The organism is Streptomyces sp. NPDC046197 (assembly GCF_040646295.1).
In the GTDB taxonomy this organism is placed as follows: domain Bacteria; phylum Actinomycetota; class Actinomycetes; order Streptomycetales; family Streptomycetaceae; genus Streptomyces.
In genome coordinates this window covers 207,674-224,395 of record NZ_JBEYZY010000006.1, presented here as the reverse complement: position 1 = coordinate 224,395, position 16,722 = coordinate 207,674, and the positions used below count along the sequence as shown (strand labels likewise).

Annotated in this window: 15 protein-coding genes and 1 pseudogene; 1 reads left to right on the top strand and 15 read right to left on the bottom strand. The window is 71.1% G+C overall.

The features are described 5' to 3' along the window. Positions 1-59: 59 nt before the first annotated feature. From nusB to AB0A61_RS11350, 13 genes are all read right to left on the bottom strand, one after another. Complete coding sequence (gene nusB, locus AB0A61_RS11410) at positions 60-503, bottom strand: transcription antitermination factor NusB (protein WP_361289726.1); 444 nt, start codon at positions 501-503, stop codon at positions 60-62. A 2-nt stretch (positions 504-505) separates the two neighbouring features. Further along, the gene (efp, locus tag AB0A61_RS11405) at positions 506-1,072 is read right to left on the bottom strand and encodes an elongation factor P (RefSeq protein ID WP_014671526.1); all 567 of its coding nucleotides are present in this window, start codon (positions 1,070-1,072) and stop codon (positions 506-508) included. Between the two features lie 95 nt (positions 1,073-1,167). After that, a complete protein-coding gene (locus AB0A61_RS11400) occupies positions 1,168-2,274 on the bottom strand; it encodes an aminopeptidase P family protein (protein WP_361289722.1) in 1,107 nt (368 codons plus the stop codon). Between the two features lie 607 nt (positions 2,275-2,881). Next, positions 2,882-3,724 carry a Pro-rich N-terminal domain-containing protein gene (locus tag AB0A61_RS11395; protein WP_361289720.1) on the bottom strand — a complete coding sequence of 281 codons (843 nt, stop codon included), beginning with the start codon at positions 3,722-3,724 and terminating at the stop codon, positions 2,882-2,884. A 157-nt stretch (positions 3,725-3,881) separates the two neighbouring features. Further along, positions 3,882-4,973: a 3-dehydroquinate synthase gene (aroB, locus tag AB0A61_RS11390; RefSeq protein ID WP_361289717.1), complete on the bottom strand. Its 1,092-nt coding sequence runs from the start codon at positions 4,971-4,973 to the stop codon at positions 3,882-3,884. After that, positions 4,970-5,479 carry a shikimate kinase gene (locus tag AB0A61_RS11385; RefSeq protein WP_361289714.1) on the bottom strand — a complete coding sequence of 170 codons (510 nt, stop codon included), beginning with the start codon at positions 5,477-5,479 and terminating at the stop codon, positions 4,970-4,972. Before AB0A61_RS11385 ends, aroB begins: the two co-directional genes overlap by 4 nt. A 5-nt stretch (positions 5,480-5,484) precedes the next feature. After that, positions 5,485-6,669, bottom strand: a complete 1,185-nt coding sequence (gene aroC / locus AB0A61_RS11380; RefSeq protein WP_361289711.1) for a chorismate synthase — start codon at positions 6,667-6,669, stop codon at positions 5,485-5,487. Positions 6,670-7,030: 361 nt separating this feature from the next. Beyond that, the gene (locus AB0A61_RS11375) at positions 7,031-7,870 is read right to left on the bottom strand and encodes a shikimate dehydrogenase (protein WP_361289708.1); all 840 of its coding nucleotides are present in this window, start codon (positions 7,868-7,870) and stop codon (positions 7,031-7,033) included. Next, entirely contained in the window at positions 7,851-9,626 is a 1,776-nt protein-coding gene (gene mltG / locus AB0A61_RS11370; RefSeq protein WP_361289705.1) for an endolytic transglycosylase MltG, read from the bottom strand. The genes AB0A61_RS11375 and mltG overlap by 20 nt, the downstream gene beginning before the upstream one ends. Before the next feature lie 123 nt (positions 9,627-9,749). After that, positions 9,750-10,214 (bottom strand): Holliday junction resolvase RuvX, encoded by a 465-nt coding sequence (ruvX, locus tag AB0A61_RS11365; protein ID WP_361289702.1) that lies wholly within the window; start codon positions 10,212-10,214, stop codon positions 9,750-9,752. A gap of 16 nt (positions 10,215-10,230) precedes the next feature. Continuing rightward, on the bottom strand, positions 10,231-12,903 hold the full coding sequence (gene alaS / locus AB0A61_RS11360; protein ID WP_361289699.1) for an alanine--tRNA ligase: 2,673 nt from the start codon (positions 12,901-12,903) through the stop codon (positions 10,231-10,233). After that, positions 12,903-13,280: a hypothetical protein gene (locus AB0A61_RS11355; protein ID WP_361289696.1), complete on the bottom strand. Its 378-nt coding sequence runs from the start codon at positions 13,278-13,280 to the stop codon at positions 12,903-12,905. The genes alaS and AB0A61_RS11355 overlap by 1 nt, the downstream gene beginning before the upstream one ends. Before the next feature lie 9 nt (positions 13,281-13,289). Further along, positions 13,290-13,739 (bottom strand): DUF948 domain-containing protein, encoded by a 450-nt coding sequence (locus AB0A61_RS11350; protein WP_361289693.1) that lies wholly within the window; start codon positions 13,737-13,739, stop codon positions 13,290-13,292. Positions 13,740-13,889: 150 nt separating this feature from the next. Between AB0A61_RS11350 and AB0A61_RS11345 the strand changes: the two are divergent. Beyond that, positions 13,890-14,148 (top strand): annotated as a pseudogene (locus AB0A61_RS11345) (regulator); the annotation flags it as partial. Between the two features lie 200 nt (positions 14,149-14,348). On the opposite strand, the gene rpsD reads toward AB0A61_RS11345, so the two are convergent. Next, a complete protein-coding gene (gene rpsD / locus AB0A61_RS11340) occupies positions 14,349-14,963 on the bottom strand; it encodes a 30S ribosomal protein S4 (RefSeq protein ID WP_361289691.1) in 615 nt (204 codons plus the stop codon). Positions 14,964-15,303: 340 nt separating this feature from the next. Then, positions 15,304-16,659: a replication-associated recombination protein A gene (locus AB0A61_RS11335; protein ID WP_361289688.1), complete on the bottom strand. Its 1,356-nt coding sequence runs from the start codon at positions 16,657-16,659 to the stop codon at positions 15,304-15,306. Between the last annotated feature and the right edge of the window lie 63 nt (positions 16,660-16,722).

Sequence of the window (16,722 nt, the reverse complement as noted above, 5' to 3'; positions counted from 1 at the left end):
CGTCGCTGCGGGCCCTCCGTGGCTTCTCTGCCGCCTGAACCTGGCTCTCGCCCGGCTCCTTACGCCTCGTTGCTCGCGTCGCGGCGCAGGGAAGGCTTGAGGTCCTTGAGACGGCCGAGCAGACCGTTGACGAACGAGGGCGACTCGTCCGTGGAGAACTCCTTCGCCAGCTGCACCATCTCGTCCAGGACGACGGCGTCCGGGGTCTCGTCGACCCAGATCAGCTCGTAGGCCCCGAGGCGCAGGATGTTGCGGTCGACGACCGGCATCCGGTCGAGCGTCCAGCCGACCGAGTACTGCGCGATCAGCTCGTCGATGCGGGTCGCGTGCTCGGCGTAGCCCTCGATCAGCTGCATCGTGTACTCGCTCACCGGCGGCTGCCGGGTGTCGGTCCGGGAGAGCCGGATCCAGTCCGCGAGGACCGTCAGGACGTCGGCCCCGCGCTGGTCGCCCTCGAAGAGGATCTGGAAGGCGCGTTTGCGGGCCGTGTTACGGGCAGCCACGGTTAGCTGTTCACCCGGCCGAGGTAGTCGCTCGTGCGGGTGTCGACCTTGATCTTCTCACCGGTGGTGATGAAGAGCGGGACCTGGATCTGGTGGCCGGTCTCCAGCGTGGCGGGCTTGGTGCCGCCGGTGGAGCGGTCGCCCTGGACACCCGGCTCGGTCTCGGCGATGGTCAGCTCGACGGCGGCGGGCAGCTCGACGAAGAGGACCTCGCCCTCGTGCTGCGCGACCGTGGCGGTGAAGCCCTCGACGAGGAAGTTCGCGGCGTCGCCGACGGCCTTCCGGTCGATGTGGAGCTGGTCGTAGGTCTCCATGTCCATGAAGACGAAGTACTCGCCGTCCATGTACGAGAACTGCATGTCGCGCTTGTCGACAGTGGCCGTCTCGACCTTGACGCCGGCGTTGAAGGTCTTGTCGACGACCTTGCCGGACAGCACGTTCTTGAGCTTGGTGCGCACGAAGGCGGGGCCCTTGCCGGGCTTGACGTGCTGGAACTCGACGACGGACCAGAGCTGGCCGCCTTCGAGCTTGAGCACCATGCCGTTCTTGAGGTCGTTCGTGGAAGCCACGGTTGCGGAATCTCCTGGACTGACGTACGACCCCGGGGCACACGCCAAGCGGCGCCGGGGAAGAGCAGGGACGTGCCTGCGATTCCCTGGGTCGCTCAGAGCGCGAGCAGCTCCTTGGTCGTGATGGTGAGTAGCTCGGGTCCGCCGTCCGCCTCTGGGCGCACGACGAGCGTGTCATCGATCCGGACACCGCCCCGGCCCGGGAGGTGGACCCCCGGTTCGACGGTGACCGGCACGCAAGCGTCCAGTTTACCCATGGCTGCGGGAGCCAACTGCGGGTCCTCGTCGATTTCGAGTCCGACGCCGTGGCCGGTGAGCGCCGGCAGGCCTTCCGCGTGCCCGGCGGAATCCAGGACCTGGCGTGCGGCACGGTCCACGTCACGGTAGGCGGCACCGGGCGCCAGCGCCTCGCGTCCGGCACGCTGGGCGGCGAATACCAGGTCGTAGAGCTGGATCTGCCAGTCCGCCGGGGAGGTGCCGATGACGAAGGTGCGGCCGATCTCGCAGCGGTAGCCGCGGTAGGCCGCGCCCAGGCACACCGAGAGGAAGTCGCCCTCCTCCACCCGGCGGTCGGTGGGGCGGTGGCCGCGGTGGCCGGAGTTCGGGCCGGTGGCGACGGAGGTCGGGAAGGCGGGGCCGTCGGCGCCGTGGTCGACGAGCCGCCGCTCCAGCTCCAGTGCCAGGTGCCGCTCCGTGCGGCCGACGAGAATCGATTCGAGGAGTTCGCCGAGGGCCTGGTCGGCGATCTCGGCGCCGATTCTCAGGCAGGAGATCTCCTCCTCGTCCTTGACGACCCTGAGCTGTTCGACCGCGTGCCCCAGGTCGGCGCGACGGAGCCGGGGCGCTACGGAGGCGAGGGCTCGGTGGCGGGCCACGGTGAGGTGGTGTTCCTCGACGGCGAGGGAGTCGGCGCCCTGGGCCTGGGCGAGGTCGGCGGCGGCCACGGCCGGGTCGCCGCCGGGCTGGGGCAGGGTCTGGACGCGCAGCGTCTCGTCGGGCCGTCCCTCGTAGGGGAGGTCGTCCGGTGGGCCGGCGCAGACCAGCAGGTCCTCGCGTTTTCCGAGGAGCAGGACGGCACCTCGCGGGGATGCGCCCGCGAGGTACCGCACATTGGCGGGACGAGTCACCAGCGCCGCCGCGCTGCCGCCCGCGTTGCAGCGCTCCCGTAGCCGGGCGCGGCGGGCCGCGTACACCTCTGACATGAACCGAGCGTAAAAGGGGATGGCGGATGCTGCCGGTTGAGGGGGGCCGAGTGGGGTGGCCTCCGGCGGGGGACCATGCGGTGGGGGTGGCCTCCGGCGGGGGACCATGCGGTGGGGGTGGCCTCCGGCGGGGGACCATGCGGTGGGGGTAGCCTCCGGGGGACGACCTTGCCGTGGGGGTCGCATCCGGCGGGGGGACCTTGCGGTGGGGGTGGCCTCTGGGGGTGACCTCCGGCGGGGGCTCGTACACCGACGGTCAGGGAATGGGCCCGGGCCACGACGGTACGACGAACCCACCACAGGTCACGAACGCCCGTACACCGACGGTCAGGGCATGGGCCCGGGCCACGGCCGGGCGGCGAGCCCGCCGCGGGGCGTGAGCCTCTCGCTGCCACGGTGGGCGGCGTCGGGGCCGGCTGAGCAGCGGGCTGCGCCGCACCGTCACGGCCCGCTCCTGCCGTCGTGCGAGTGCGGTTCGTGTGTCGTGCGGCTGTCCGTCGACGTGCGTGAGCGCCGTGGGATTCGCCGGGCGGGCTATGGCGCTACGGCCCCACGCCTCCGCCGGCGTGCGGCACTGCCTCCGCTCCGGCGTCCTGCGGGGGCGGGGCTACCACTGGGGTGGGCTGGCGATGGCGCGGGTCAGGGCCTCGTCCAGGAGTCTGGCTGTCGTGGGGATGTCGAGCTGGGAGTTGTCGATGATCGGGAGGCCGGAGCCGTACCAGCCGGCCATGCGGCCGTGGATGCGGGCGACCTCTTCGTCGGTGAGGCGTCGGTTTCCGGTGCGCTCGGCGTTGCGCTCCAGGACGATGTCCAGGCCGGGCAGGAGGACCACCGGGAGCAGGCCGGGGCCGACGTGTCGCTTCCAGCCGCCGAGGCCGACGACCGGGCGGTCGGGGAAGACCGCGTCGTCGAGGATGCAGGAGATGCCGTTGGCGAGGAAGTTGCGGGCGGCGAAGCCGCAGGTGCGGCGGGCCAGGCGGTACTGGGCCTCGGAGTGGTCGTTCCAACCGGACTGGGGGTCGGCGAAGCCGGAGCGGACCCATTCGCGGACGTCGTCGAGGCTGATGTGCGCCGTGGGAACGCGGCGGTGGTCCGCCCAGTACTTGGCCACGCTCGTCTTGCCTGCGCCGGCCGGTCCGATGAGCAGCACCGCGAGGGTCGTCGTGTTCGGGTCGACCACGGGTGGGATCGGCATGGTGACCGGGTCGCCCGGTGGCAGCGGGACGTGGCCGGTGGTGTCCGGGGCGTGCGGCGGCGGGGCCGGCGGGACGCCGGGGTGGCCCGGGGCCGGTGGTGGCGGGGGGACGGGGGCGGCCCCCGGGTGCGTGCCCGGGTGGTGCGTGCCCGGGTGGTGCGGACCCGGGTGGTGTGCGGCCGGCGCCCAGCCGGCGGCCGGTCCGTGCCCCGGTTGGTGGGGCGGCGGCAGCGGACTCCCCACTGCGTGCTGCATCCGGTGCCACTCCGTCTCGTACAAGGCTGTTTGCGCTGGCAGCGGGGCATGTCCCCGACTGCTACCGAACGGTACCGCCCCCGGCCGTCCTTTGGTGAACGGCCGGGGGCGGCCCGAAGTGCCCGACGTCTGCGGAGAATCGGAGGCCGAACCGGCGCTACTGGCCGACTTCTCCGTACGCGGCCAGGAGGACGGCCGGGTCCGGGCCCTCCAGGACGGTGGGCTTGGCGAGACCGTCCAGGACGATGAAGCGCAGCAGGTCGCCGCGCGACTTCTTGTCGACCTTCATGGTCTCCAGCAGCTTGGGCCACTGGTCGTAGCGGTAGTGGAGCGGCAGGCCCAGCGCCTCCAGGATCGTACGGTGGCGGTCGGCGGTGGCGTCGTCCAACCGGCCCGCCACACGGCCCAGTTCGGCGGCGAAGTGCATGCCGACGGCCACGGCGGCGCCGTGCCGCCACTGGTAACGCTCGTTCTTCTCGATGGCGTGGCCCAGCGTGTGGCCGTAGTTGAGGATCTCGCGCAGGCCCGACTCCTTCAGGTCGGCGGAGACGACGTCCGCCTTGACCCGGATGGAGCGCTCGATGAGCTCGGCGGTGCGCGGGCCGGCGGGAGTGCGGGCGGCCTCGGGGTCGGACTCGATGAGGTCCAGGATCACCGGGTCGGCGATGAAACCGGCCTTGACGACCTCCGCAAGCCCGGAGACGTAGTCGTGCACCGGCAGCGAGTCCAGCGCCGCGAGGTCACACAGGACACCCGCGGGGGGATGGAAGGCGCCGACGAGGTTCTTGCCCTCGGCGGTGTTGATGCCGGTCTTGCCGCCGACGGCCGCGTCCACCATGGCCAGGACGGTGGTGGGGACGGCGACCCAGCGCACTCCGCGCAGCCAGGTCGCGGCGACGAAACCCGCCACGTCCGTGGTCGCGCCGCCGCCGACGCCCACGATGACGTCGGTGCGGGTGAACCCGGACTGGCCCAGCGCCTTCCAGCAGTAGGCGGCGACCTCGGCGGTCTTGGCCTCCTCGGCGTTGGGCACCTGAATGGCGACGGCCTCGTAGCCCTGCTCGGCCAGGTCGGCGCGGAGCGCGTCGCCCGTCTCGGCGAGCGCCTCGGGGTGGATGACGGCCACTCGCTTGGCCCGGTCGCCGATCAGCCCGGTGAGCTCGCCCAGGAGCTGACGGCCGACCAGGACGTCGTAGGGCTCGGTGCCCGCCGTGCCGCCGACGTGGATCCGCGTCACTGCCTCGCTCATGCTTCCTTCAACTCCAGTGCGTCCAGGACGGCTTGCGTGACCTCTTCCGGCGAGCGGGCGTCCGTGGCGACGACGGCCGTGGCCACCTCCTCGTACAGGTGGCGTCGGGCCTCCATCAGGTCCCGCCACTGCTTGCGCGGGTTGACCGCCAGCAGCGGCCGGGCCACGTTGAGACCGGTGCGCCGCACGGCCGACTCGACGTCCATCGACAGGTAGACCACCCGGAGGCCGGCGAGCAGCGCGCGGGTGTCCTCGTCGAGGATCGAGCCGCCGCCCAGGGCGAGGACGCCGTCGTGTCCGGCCAGTGCCGTGCGCACCGCCTGCTTCTCGATCGCGCGGAAGGCCGGCTCGCCCTCGTCGACGAAGATCTCCGCGATCGACCGGCCCTGCGCGGTGACGATGTCGTCGTCGGTGTCCCGGTAGCCGACCCCGAGTCGGTCGGCCAGCATGTGCCCGACGGTGGACTTGCCCACCCCCATCGGCCCGACCAGGACGACGACCGGCATCCCGCTCACCTGATCGCCAGGTGGTCGAGGTACGACCGCACGTTGCGGCGGGTCTCGGCCACCGAGTCGCCGCCGAACTTCTCGGCGACCGCGTCGGCGAGGACCAGCGCCACCATCGCCTCGGCGACGATCCCGGCCGCCGGCACCGCACAGACGTCCGAGCGCTGGTGGTGGGCCTGGGCGGGCTCGCCGGTGGCCACGTCCACCGTCCGCAGGGCCCGCGGCACCGTCGCGATCGGCTTCATCGCCGCCCGGACCCGGAGCAGCTCGCCCGTGGACAGGCCGCCCTCGGTGCCGCCGGAGCGGCCGGTCGCACGCCTGATGCCCTCGTCCGTGGTGACGATCTCGTCGTGGGCCTTGGAGCCCGGCACCCGCGCCAGCTCGAAGCCGTCGCCGACCTCGACGCCCTTGATCGCCTGGATGCCCATCAGGGCCGCCGCCAGCCGGGCGTCCAGCCTGCGGTCCCAGTGCACGTGCGAGCCGAGGCCCACCGGTACGCCGTAGGCGAGCACCTCGACCACACCGCCGAGCGTGTCGCCGTCCTTGTGCGCCTGGTCGATCTCCGCGACCATCGCCTTGGAGGCGTCCGTGTCCAGGCACCGCACCGGGTCCGCGTCCAGCTTCTCCACATCCGCGGGCGTCGGGTACACGCCGTACGGCGCCTTCGCCGAGGCCAGTTCGACGACGTGGCTGACGATCTCGATCCCGGCCGTCTCCTTCAGGTACGAGCGGGCCACGGCACCGAGCGCGACACGGGCCGCCGTCTCCCGCGCGGAGGCGCGCTCCAGGACCGGCCGGGCCTCGTCGAAGCCGTACTTCTGCATGCCGGCGAGGTCGGCGTGCCCGGGGCGGGGCCGGGTCAGCGGCGCGTTGCGGGCGAGTTCGGCCAGTTCCACGGGGTCGACCGGGTCGGCGGCCATGACCTGTTCCCACTTGGGCCACTCGGTGTTGCCCACCATGATCGCCACCGGGGAGCCCAGGGTGAGGCCGTGCCGGACGCCGCCGAGGAAGGTGATCTCGTCCCGTTCGAACTTCATCCGGGCGCCGCGCCCATAGCCCAGCCGCCGCCGCGCGAGGTGGTCCGCCACCATCTCCGTGGTGATCGGCACGCCGGCGGGAAGACCCTCCAGCGTGGCGACGAGTGCGGGTCCGTGGGACTCGCCCGCGGTCAGCCAACGCAACCTGCTCAACGGTGCTCCTCATGCTCGCGCCTGGAACTGCGACGGCGCGACCGGGTGCGCGGCCCTGGCCCGCCACCTCCGATCCTCCCACGTCCGGCCCCGCCACCCGGTCCACGGTCCAGCAGGCGGACGCGGACGCGGGCACCGGCGCCGACGTGCACCGGACCACGCATGCCGTCGCACAAGGCCCCGCCGCCCCGGGCGATCGGAGGGACCTGGTCGCGGGCACATCGCCCGGTTGTGAAACGCCCACCGCGGCTCGCTCGCAGGCATGCCGGACCGGCTGCACCCCTGCGCCGCCTCGCGGGCCGGCCGCCCCGCCCTCCCGGCCCGGCCCCGACGGCCCCCACCGGCCCGGCGGGAGGGAGCCTCAGCGTTCCGCCAGCGCCTTCTCGCCCGCTCTGCGCATGGCGTCCAGCGGCGCCGGGGAGTGGCCCGTCATCTGTTCCACCTGGAGCACCGCCTGGTGCACCAGCAGGTCGAGTCCGCTGACGACGGCGCCGCCGACCATGGACCAGCGGGCCGCCAGAGCCGTCGGCCAGGGCTCGTAGAGCACGTCGAAGAGGGTGGCGGGCCGCTCGGGTACCGCGGCGGCGAGCGCGTCCGTCGTACCGGCCGGAGTGGTGGCGACCACCAGGGGCGCGCGCAGCGCTTCGGCCGCGTCCGCCCAGTCGGCGGTGCGGACCTCGACGTCCAGCCGCTCGCCCCACCGCCGCATCTCGTCGGCGCGGGCCTGGCCGCGGACGTAGGCGACGACCTCGCCGGTGCAGATCCGGGCGAGCGCGGCCAGCGCGGAGGAGGCGGTGGCGCCGGCGCCCAGGATCGCCGCCGAGTCGATCTGTTCGATGCCGTGCTCGCGCAGGGCGGCGACCATGCCCGGGATATCGGTGTTGTCGCCGACCCGCCGGCCGTCCTCGGTGAGGACCACGGTGTTGACGGCCTCGACGGAGGCCGCCGTCTCGCTGATCTCGTCGAGCAGTGGAATGACGGCCCGCTTCAGCGGCATCGTCAGGGACAGTCCCGCCCATTCCGGCCCGAGGCCGTCGATGAACCCGGGCAGGCCGGCTTCGTCGACCTCGAACCGGTCGTACGTCCAGTTCGAGAGGCCCAGTTCCGCGTAGGCGGCGCGGTGCAGCACCGGCGAGAGGGAATGGGCGATGGGCGAACCGAGTACGGCGGCCCGGCGGGCGTCAGTTGCCCGAGTTGGCATTGAACTTTTCCTTGAGCCTTTGGAATTCGGCATACGTCTTGGCGAATTCGGTCTTGTTCATACCGTCGGTCGCCACGAAGTAGATCCAGCCGTCCTCCGTCGGATTCAGTGCCGCCTTCAGCGCGTCCTCACTGGGGTTGCCGATCGGTCCGGGCGGCAGACCCTTGTGGGTGTAGGTGTTGTACGGGTTCTGGTTGCTGTTGATTTCCTTTTCGCTGATGTGGATATTGCTCTGGCCCTTCAGGTAGTTGAAGGTCGAGTCGAATTGCAGCAGCCGGTTCGTCTCCGTATTGGTGGGCTTGAGGCGGTTGTAGACGACCTCCGCCATCTTGCGGAAGTCGTCGTGCGTCTTGCCCTCGGCCTGGACGAGGCTGGCGACCGTGATGACCTCCAGCGGATTGGCCAGGTCCAGTTCCTTCGCCTTGGCGGCGAGGTTGTACTGGCCGTAGGCCTCGTTCGCCTGCTCGACCATTTGCTTCAGCACCGTCTCGGGCTTCATCCCCTTGGCCGCGGGATACGTGCCCGGATGGAGGAAGCCCTCCAGCGGGTCGATGACCTGCGCGTTGGGCGTGGCCCAGCCCGGCAGGCCGAGCGCTTTGTACTCCTTTGCCGCGAGCTTCTTGGAGGTGCCGGCGGAAAGATCGAGTTGTTTGTCGATCGCCGCATAGACCTGGGCGTTGCGCTCGCCCGGCTTGACCAGCACGTTGCTCTGGCTCTGGGGATCGAGCATCAGTGCCACGGCGCTCGCGGCGGACATTTCCTTCTTCAGCAGATACGCGCCGGCCTGGATCTGCTTCCCGTTGGGGTTCTGCGACTGCGCGGCCACGAAGGCGTCGACGCTCTTGACGACCCCGGCCGCCTTCAGCGCGCGACCGATGTCATAGCCGCCGGCGCCCTTGGGGATCTCGACGGTCACCGTCTCGCTGGTGCCGTTGCCCGCGTAGTCCGGCGCCGTGCCGAAACGATTTTGGTAGAACTTGTAGCCGTAGTACCCGACCCCGCCCAGGCCACCGCCGAACACCAGCACGACGACCAGGCAGGCGCAGCCGTTGCGGCGCTTCTTGCCTTTGCCCTTCCCTTTGCCTTTGCCCTTGCCGTCGCCCCGGCCCGCCTTCGGGTCGTCGTCGAAGTCGTCGTCGTCCTCGTCACCACCGGCGAAGAAGGCGTGTTTCTCCTGGTCGTCCTCGGGATCGGGATCCCAGTCCGGCCGTGACTCCGGCTCGGCCCGCCGGCGGCCCGGCGGCTCGGGCGGCGGGTAGGCGTCCGGCGTGCCGTAGAAGTCGGGCCGCTCCCCGCCGTAGGGGACGGCGGGCTGTCCGTACGGGTCGACCGGGTCCGCGGGGTACGGGACGTGGGCCTGCATGCCGGTGCCGTCCCAGCCGCCCTGGTGGTACTGCTGCTGGACCTGCGACGCGTACTGCTGCTGGTGGCTCTGCTGGCCTTGGGCATGGGGCTGCTGGTGGCCCTGCTGGCCTTGGGCATGGGGCTGCTGGTGGCCCTGCTGGCCTTGGGCAGGGGGCTGCTGGTGGCCCTGGCCGTCGTAGTGCTGGTACTGCTGCTCGCCGTATCCGGCATGCTGCTGTTGGCCCCAGTCGCCGTACTGTGGCTGCTGCGGCTGCGGGAGCTGCTGTGGCTGGCCGCCGTAGGGCGACTGCGGACCCGCGTGGGCCTGCTGTCCTCCCCATCCGCCGTCCCCGTACAACGGGTCCTCTGGATGCCACGGTTCGGAGCCCGGGCCCCGGCCATACTCAGTCATCGATCCCCTAGAGCCGCGAGGCGGCGGTCACGCGGCTTCCGGCACCCGGCTCCCGTTCCGCCTCTTGCTGTGCGGCGGCTGTTCGAACACCGTCGCATCGCGCGGAACGTTACCGTATCGCGATCAGATGACCACTTCGACGCCCTCGCCGGGTGCTTTACCTGACACCCGTTCGGATTCCAGTGCCTGCTGCAGAATGATCACGGCAGCCGCCTGATCGATGACGGAGCGGCCCTTCCTGGACTTCACCCCTGAGGCGCGCAGTCCCTGACTGGCCGTCACGGTCGTCATCCGCTCGTCCACGAGTCTCACCGGAACCGGGGCGATCATGCGTGCGAGATCCTGCGCGAAGCCGCGGACCTTGACCGCGGCCGGACCCTCGCCCCCCTTGAGGGAGCGGGGAAGACCGGCGACGACCTCGATCGGCTCGTACTCCTCGACGAGCTGCTTCAACCGGCGGTGAGCTGCCGGGATGTCGCGCCCGGGGACGGTCTCCACCGGGGTGGCGAGGATCCCGTCGGGGTCGCACGAGGCGACCCCGATGCGGGCGTCCCCGACGTCGATCGCGAGTCGACGTCCTCTTCGCATGTTCCTGACCGTTCCCTTACTTGGCGGTCTCGGCGACCAGGCGCTCCACGGCGTCGACGGCCTCGCCGACGGCGGCCGGGTTCTGGCCGCCGCCCTGGGCGACGTCCGGCTTGCCGCCACCGCCGCCGCCGAGGGTCTTGGCGGCGGTGCGGACCAGGTCACCGGCCTTGAGACCGCGCTCACGGGCGGCCTCGTTGGTGGCGATGACGGTGAGCGGCTTGCCGTTGTTCACCGTGAACAGGGCGACCACGGCGGCCCGGCCGCCCTGGATCCGGCCGCGCACGTCGAGGACCAGCTTGCGCAGGTCGTCGGGGGTGGTGCCGTCGGGGACCCGACCGGTGACGACGGCGACCCCGCGGACGTCCTTGGCGGACTCGGCGAGACCGGCGGCGGCCTGCAGCACCTTCTCGGCGCGGAACTTCTCGATCTCCTTCTCGGCGTCCTTCAGCTTGCCGAGCATGGCGGAGACCTTCTCCGGGAGCTCCTCGGGGCGGCCCTTGACCAGCTCGGTCAGCTGGTTGACCACTGTGTGCTCGCGGGCGAGGAAGTGGTAGGCGTCCATGCCGACCAGGGCCTCGATACGGCGCACACCGGAGCCGATGGAGGACTCGCCGAGCAGCTTCACCAGGCCCAGCTGGGCGGTGTTGTGCACGTGGGTGCCGCCGCACAGCTCCTTGGAGAAGTCGCCGATGGTGACCACGCGGACCCGCTCGCCGTACTTCTCGCCGAACTCGGCGATGGCGCCCTGCTTCTTGGCCTCGTCGATGCCCATGACCTCGGCGTGCACGTCGAGGTCGCGGGCGAGCACCTCGTTGATCTTCTGCTCGACGTCGGTCATCACGGCCGTCGGAACGGCGGACGGGGAGCCGAAGTCGAAACGGAAGCGGCCGGGCTGGTTCTCGGAACCGGCCTGGGCGGCCGTCGGGCCGAGGGCGTCACGCAGGGCCTGGTGGGTGAGGTGCGTGGCCGAGTGGGCGCGGGCGATGGCCCTGCGCCGACCGTGGTCGATGGAGGCGTGGGCCTTGGCACCGACGGTGACCTCGCCGACCTGGACGACGCCCTTGTGGACGTACACGCCCGGAACCGGCTTCTGGGTGTCCCGGACCTCGATGACGGCACCGGAGTCGACCCTGATCCGGCCGGTGTCGCCGATCTGGCCGCCGCCCTCGGCGTAGAACGGGGTGCGGTCGAGGACGACTTCGACCTCGTCGCCCTCGGTGGCGGCGGGCGAGGAGACACCGTCGACCAGGATGCCGACGACCGTGGACTCGCCCTCGGTGTCCGTGTAGCCGATGAAGTCGGTCGCGCCGGCGCTGTCGGCGATCTCACGGTAGGCGCCGAGGTCGGCGTGGCCGGTCTTCTTGGCCTGGGCGTCGGCCTTGGCCCGCTCCCGCTGCTCCTTCATCAGGCGGCGGAAGCCCTCCTCGTCCACGGACAGGCCCTGCTCGGCGGCCATCTCCAGGGTGAGGTCGATCGGGAAGCCCCAGGTGTCGTGGAGCAGGAAGGCCTTGTCTCCGGGGAGCACGCCGGAGCCGGTGGCCTTGGTCTCGGCGACTGCGGTGTCCAGCACGTTCGTACCGGCGTTGAGCGTCTTGAGGAAGCGGGCCTCCTCGGCGAGGGCGACCTTCTCGATGCGCTCGCGGTCGGTGACCAGCTCGGGGTACTGCCGGCCCATCATGCCGATCACCACGTCGATCAGGTCCTCGACGACCGGACCGGTGGCGCCCAGCAGGCGCATGTTGCGGATGGCGCGGCGCATGATGCGGCGCAGGACGTAGCCGCGGCCCTCGTTGCCCGGGGTGACGCCGTCACCGATGAGCATCGTGGCGGTGCGCATGTGGTCGGTGACCACGCGCAGGGAGACGTCCGAGTCGTGCGAGTCGCCGTAGGCGACCCCGGTGAGCTCGGTGGCCTTCTCGATGACGGCCATGGAGGTGTCGATCTCGTACATGTTCTGCACGCCCTGCAGAATCATGGCGAGACGCTCCAGGCCGAGGCCCGTGTCGATGTTCTTGCTCGGCAGGTCGCCGAGGATCTCGAAGTTGTCCTTGCCGGTGCCCTCGCCGCGCTCGTACTGCATGAAGACGAGGTTCCAGATCTCCACGTACCGCTCGTCGTTGACGGCGGGGCCGCCCTCGACGCCGAACTCGGGGCCGCGGTCGTAGTTGATCTCGGAGCAGGGGCCGCAGGGGCCCGGGACGCCCATGGACCAGTAGTTGTCCTTCATGCCGAGGCGCTGGATGCGCTCCTTGGGCACGCCGACGACCTCGTGCCAGATGCGCTCGGCCTCGTCGTCGTCCTTGTAGACGGTGATCCACAGGCGGTCGGGCTCGAGGCCGTAACCACCCTTGTCCTGGGGGCTGGTGAGCAGCTCCCAGGCGAGCTTGATGGCGCCTTCCTTGAAGTAGTCGCCGAAGGAGAAGTTGCCGCACATCTGGAAGAACGTGCCGTGGCGGGTGGTCTTGCCGACCTCTTCGATGTCGGGCGTGCGCACGCACTTCTGCACGCTGGTGGCGCGCGGGAACGGCGGCTTGACCTCGCCCAGGAAGTAGGGCTTGAAGGGCACCATGCCGGCCGGGACGAGGAGCAGAGTCGGGTCGTCCGCGATGAGCGACGCCGAAGGGACGACGGTGTGCCCGCGCTCCTCGAAGAAGCTCAGCCAGCGGCGGCGGATCTCAGCCGACTCCATCAGTGGTCCTCATTCCGGTTGTACGAGTACGTCTGGTACGTCGGGTCCGTCGGGTCCGTCGGGTTCCCGGCGTGCTTCGGTTCGTTGCGGTTCTCGATGGCGGCGTACTGCCGGGGCGCGGGCAGTTCGTGGTCGACGGGCGCGTTCAGGCCGAGCGCGTCGCCGAGTTCGGCCTCTCGCTGGGCCATGTTGTCGCGGACGTCGAGCGCGAAGCCCACCGCGCGGTCCTTGAGCCGGTGACCGGCCTCGAGCGCCTTGTTCGTGGCGGTTGCCGCGAGGCTCTCGGGGGTCAGCTGCCTCAGCTTGCGGTTGACCTTGGTGGTGGCCCACACACCGGCGGCGACACCTGTGGTGAACCAGAACGTACGGCGGAACATCGTCAGTCCTTACTTCTCCCGGTTGTTCCGCTTCCCCCGCCGCGCGGCCGGGACGGTGCGGCCCACGATCACGGTACGCCTCGAGGTCCTGGCGGGCACGTCCTCCTTGCGGCCGCCGAGCGCCCGGCGGACGCCGTAGCCGAAGGCCGCGACCTTCACCAGGGGCCCGCCGAAGGTGGAGGCGACAGTCGTCGACAGTGCGGACGCGTTGGACGTGACCTCCTGGACGTCGGAGGCGATCGCGTCGACGCGGTCGATCTGGGTCTGCGCGGAACGCACCGCCTGGGAGGCGTCGGCCAGCAGCGGCACGGCCTGGTCGGTCACGTCCGCCACGAGCTTGGTGGTCGCCCTGAGCGTCTGGGCCAGCCTCGCCAGTGCCACGGCTAGGAAGGAGACCAGGATCGCCCAGAAGACGGCCACCAGGATCCCGGCCACCTCACCACCGGACACTGTGCGCACCCGCTCCCTGAAACGTGCCTGAACATCGAGAAACTCGTGCACCGAGCCTATCGCGCCGGGGGTGGGGCTCCGTACCGGATTACCGCTCGCGTCCCGGGTGGTGTGAAGCGATCGTACGGAGTGATTACGGTTCAGTACGCTCCGTGTTCCATACGGGATTCTCAGCCCTCCTGGTGGTGCCGTGGACGGCAACCTGCCCGCGGAGACCGACGCGTTCGTGGGCCGCTCCGCGGAGCTCGCCGGTCTGGCACGGGCGCTCGGCACCGCCCGGCTGGTGACGGTGACGGGCGTCGGCGGGGTCGGCAAGTCCCGTCTGGCGGTCCGGGCTGCGGCGCTCTCCCCGCCGCCCGACGGCGTGTGGCACGTGGAGCCGGCGCCGCTGCGGGACCCGACGTTCGTCGACCACGCGGCCGGGGCCGGGCTCGGCCGGCAGGCGACCGTGTCCCGTGCGCTGCGACGGGCGGGAGAGGGGGCGCTCGGGGCACTGCCCGCGCTCCTGCCGGGCCGGCCCGGCAGGAGCGCGGGAATGCGGACAAGCAGAAGCCCGCCGCCTCGCCCACCCGGAAGGGCGGGGAGACGACGGGCTGAGGTGCTACGGCCTGCTGGGGGTCAGCGGGCGTAGTACTCGACGACGAGCTGCTCGTCGCAGATGACCGGAACTTCCTTGCGGTTCGGCTCGCGGTCCAGGCGGAACGCCAGGGCCTTGAGGTTCACCTGCAGGTAGCGCGGGGTCTCACCCTCGGGGGCGAAACCGCCCTCACGGGCGATCTGGAACAGCGTCTTCTCGCGGCTGCGCTCGCGGACCTGCACCACGTCGTCGGGACGGACCACGAAGGACGGCTTGTCGACCTTCTTGCCGTTGACCTGGATGTGGCCGTGGACGACCATCTGGCGGGCCTGGTAGATCGTGCGGGCGATGCCCGAACGCAGCACGAGGGCGTCGAGACGCTTCTCGAGCTCCACGATCAGGGCCTCACCGGTCTTGCCCTGGACCTTGGACGCACGCTCGTAGGCGCGCACCAGCTGGCGCTCGGAGATGTCGTACTGAGCGCGCAGACGCTGCTTCTCCAGCAGACGGACCTTGTAGTCCGAGTTCTGCTTGCGGCCGCGGCCGTGCTCACCCGGCGGGTAGGGACGGGCCTCGAAGTACTTGACGGCCTTCGGGGTCAGCGCGATGCCGAGGGCACGCGACTTCTTGACCTTGGGGCGGGACTGGTTCGCCATGAACCAAACACCTCATGTTTCTGTGCGAATACGGCTTCACCAGGGTTAGGGGAGGTCGCATCCGCAGCCGGGGATTCCCGCCGGGCCCGCTTGGGGCCTGGTGGGCAGCCGCTCCCCTGGTCTGGGCACATACGTGCAGCACGCGAGCGGCCCACCGACCGCTCCCGGGCTCCGGGTGGTGGTGGGCTGCCCGCGACACCGTTCGACGGTGCGCGACGCTCCTGGAGGCACCGGCCCGAGGGCCGGGTCTCCGGCTGGATGTCCCGCTCTGGTGGTGCCAGTTCCTCTTGTCGAGGTTCCGGACACGGGACGCAGCGCTTCGAGGAAGTCTACAGGCTGCTCAGGGCCGCTTGCGACCGAGGTGCTTGCGGGTCCACTCCACCGCGTCCGCGTACCGGGCCTCGGCGCCGTGCCTGCTCGGGGTGTAGTACTCGCGGTCCTTGAGGGCGTCCGGGGCGTACTGCTGGGTGGCGATGCCCTCGGGCAGGTCGTGCGGGTAGACATACCCCTGCGCGTGGCCGAGCTTGGCCGCGCCCTTGTAGTGCCCGTCGCGCAGATGGGGCGGTACCGGGCCGGCCAGGCCCTTGCGCACGTCGTCCAGGGCGGCGCCTATCGCGGTCGTCGCGGAGTTGGACTTGGGGGCCAGGGCGAGGGCGATGGTGGCGTGGCCCAGGGTCAGGGCGGCCTCGGGGAAGCCGATCATGGCGACCGCCTGGGCGGCGCCGACCGCGATCGGCAGGGCATTCGGATCGGCGAGGCCGATGTCCTCGCTGGCGGAGATCATCAGACGGCGGGCGATGAAGCGGGGGTCCTCGCCGGCCTCGATCATCCGGGCCAGGTAGTGCAGGGCGGCGTCGACGTCGGAGCCGCGGATGGACTTGATCAGGGCGCTGGCGACGTCGTAGTGCTGGTCGCCGTCGCGGTCGTACTTGACGGCGGCCCGGTCGACCGTCTCCTCGAGGGTCGTCAGGCCGACCTCCGTCTCGCCCTTGTCCAGCGCGGCTCCGGCGGCGGCCTCCAGTGCGGTCAGGGCACGGCGGGCGTCGCCGCCGGCGATCCGCAGCAGGTGGCTCTCGGTGTCCTCGGGCAGGGCGACGGAGCCCTTCAGGCCGCGCTCGTCACTCAGGGCGCGGCGGAGCAGACCGCGGACGTCGTCGTCCGTGAGCGGTTCGAGGGTGAGCAGCAGGGAGCGGGACAGCAGCGGGGAGATCACCGAGAAGTACGGGTTCTCCGTGGTGGCGGCGATCAGAGTCACCCAGCGGTTCTCGACCGCCGGGAGCAGGGAGTCCTGCTGGGCCTTGCTGAAGCGGTGGATCTCGTCGAGGAAGAGGACGGTCTCCTTGCCGTAGCCGCCGGAGGCGCGGCGGGCGCCGTCGATGACCGCCCGGACCTCCTTCACGCCCGCGGTGATCGCCGACAGCTCCACGAAGCGCTTGTTGGTGGCCTTGGACACCACGTACGCCAGGGTCGTCTTGCCGGTGCCGGGCGGGCCCCAGAGGATCACCGACGAGGGCCCGGCGGGACCGCCGTTGCCCTCGCCGACCAGTCTGCGCAGCGGGGACCCCGGCTTGAGCAGGTGCTGCTGGCCCACCACCTCGTCGAGGGTGCGCGGGCGCATCCGGACCGCCAGGGGGCTTGCGGCCGGGTCCTTCTCCTGGCGTTCTTCCGCTGCGGCGGTGAACAGGTCGGGCTCCACGCTGAAACCCTATGACACACCACTGACAACGCCGTCGCGCCGCGTTCTCCGGGGCCTCCGGGG

Bases quoted from the DNA above. Each gene is read 5' to 3' on its own strand.
- AB0A61_RS11395 (WP_361289720.1), bottom strand. From the start codon at position 3,724: ATGCAGCACGCAGTGGGGAGTCCGCTGCCGCCGCCCCACCAACCGGGG.
- AB0A61_RS11355 (WP_361289696.1), bottom strand. From the start codon at position 13,280: ATGTTCCGCCGTACGTTCTGGTTCACCACAGGTGTCGCCGCCGGTGTG.
- AB0A61_RS11400 (WP_361289722.1), bottom strand. From the start codon at position 2,274: ATGTCAGAGGTGTACGCGGCCCGCCGCGCCCGGCTACGGGAGCGCTGC.
- rpsD (WP_361289691.1), bottom strand. From the start codon at position 14,963: ATGGCGAACCAGTCCCGCCCCAAGGTCAAGAAGTCGCGTGCCCTCGGC.
- alaS (WP_361289699.1), bottom strand. From the start codon at position 12,903: ATGGAGTCGGCTGAGATCCGCCGCCGCTGGCTGAGCTTCTTCGAGGAG.
- mltG (WP_361289705.1), bottom strand. From the start codon at position 9,626: ATGACTGAGTATGGCCGGGGCCCGGGCTCCGAACCGTGGCATCCAGAG.
- AB0A61_RS11385 (WP_361289714.1), bottom strand. From the start codon at position 5,479: ATGCCGGTCGTCGTCCTGGTCGGGCCGATGGGGGTGGGCAAGTCCACC.
- aroB (WP_361289717.1), bottom strand. From the start codon at position 4,973: ATGAGCGAGGCAGTGACGCGGATCCACGTCGGCGGCACGGCGGGCACC.
- ruvX (WP_361289702.1), bottom strand. From the start codon at position 10,214: ATGCGAAGAGGACGTCGACTCGCGATCGACGTCGGGGACGCCCGCATC.
- AB0A61_RS11375 (WP_361289708.1), bottom strand. From the start codon at position 7,870: ATGCCAACTCGGGCAACTGACGCCCGCCGGGCCGCCGTACTCGGTTCG.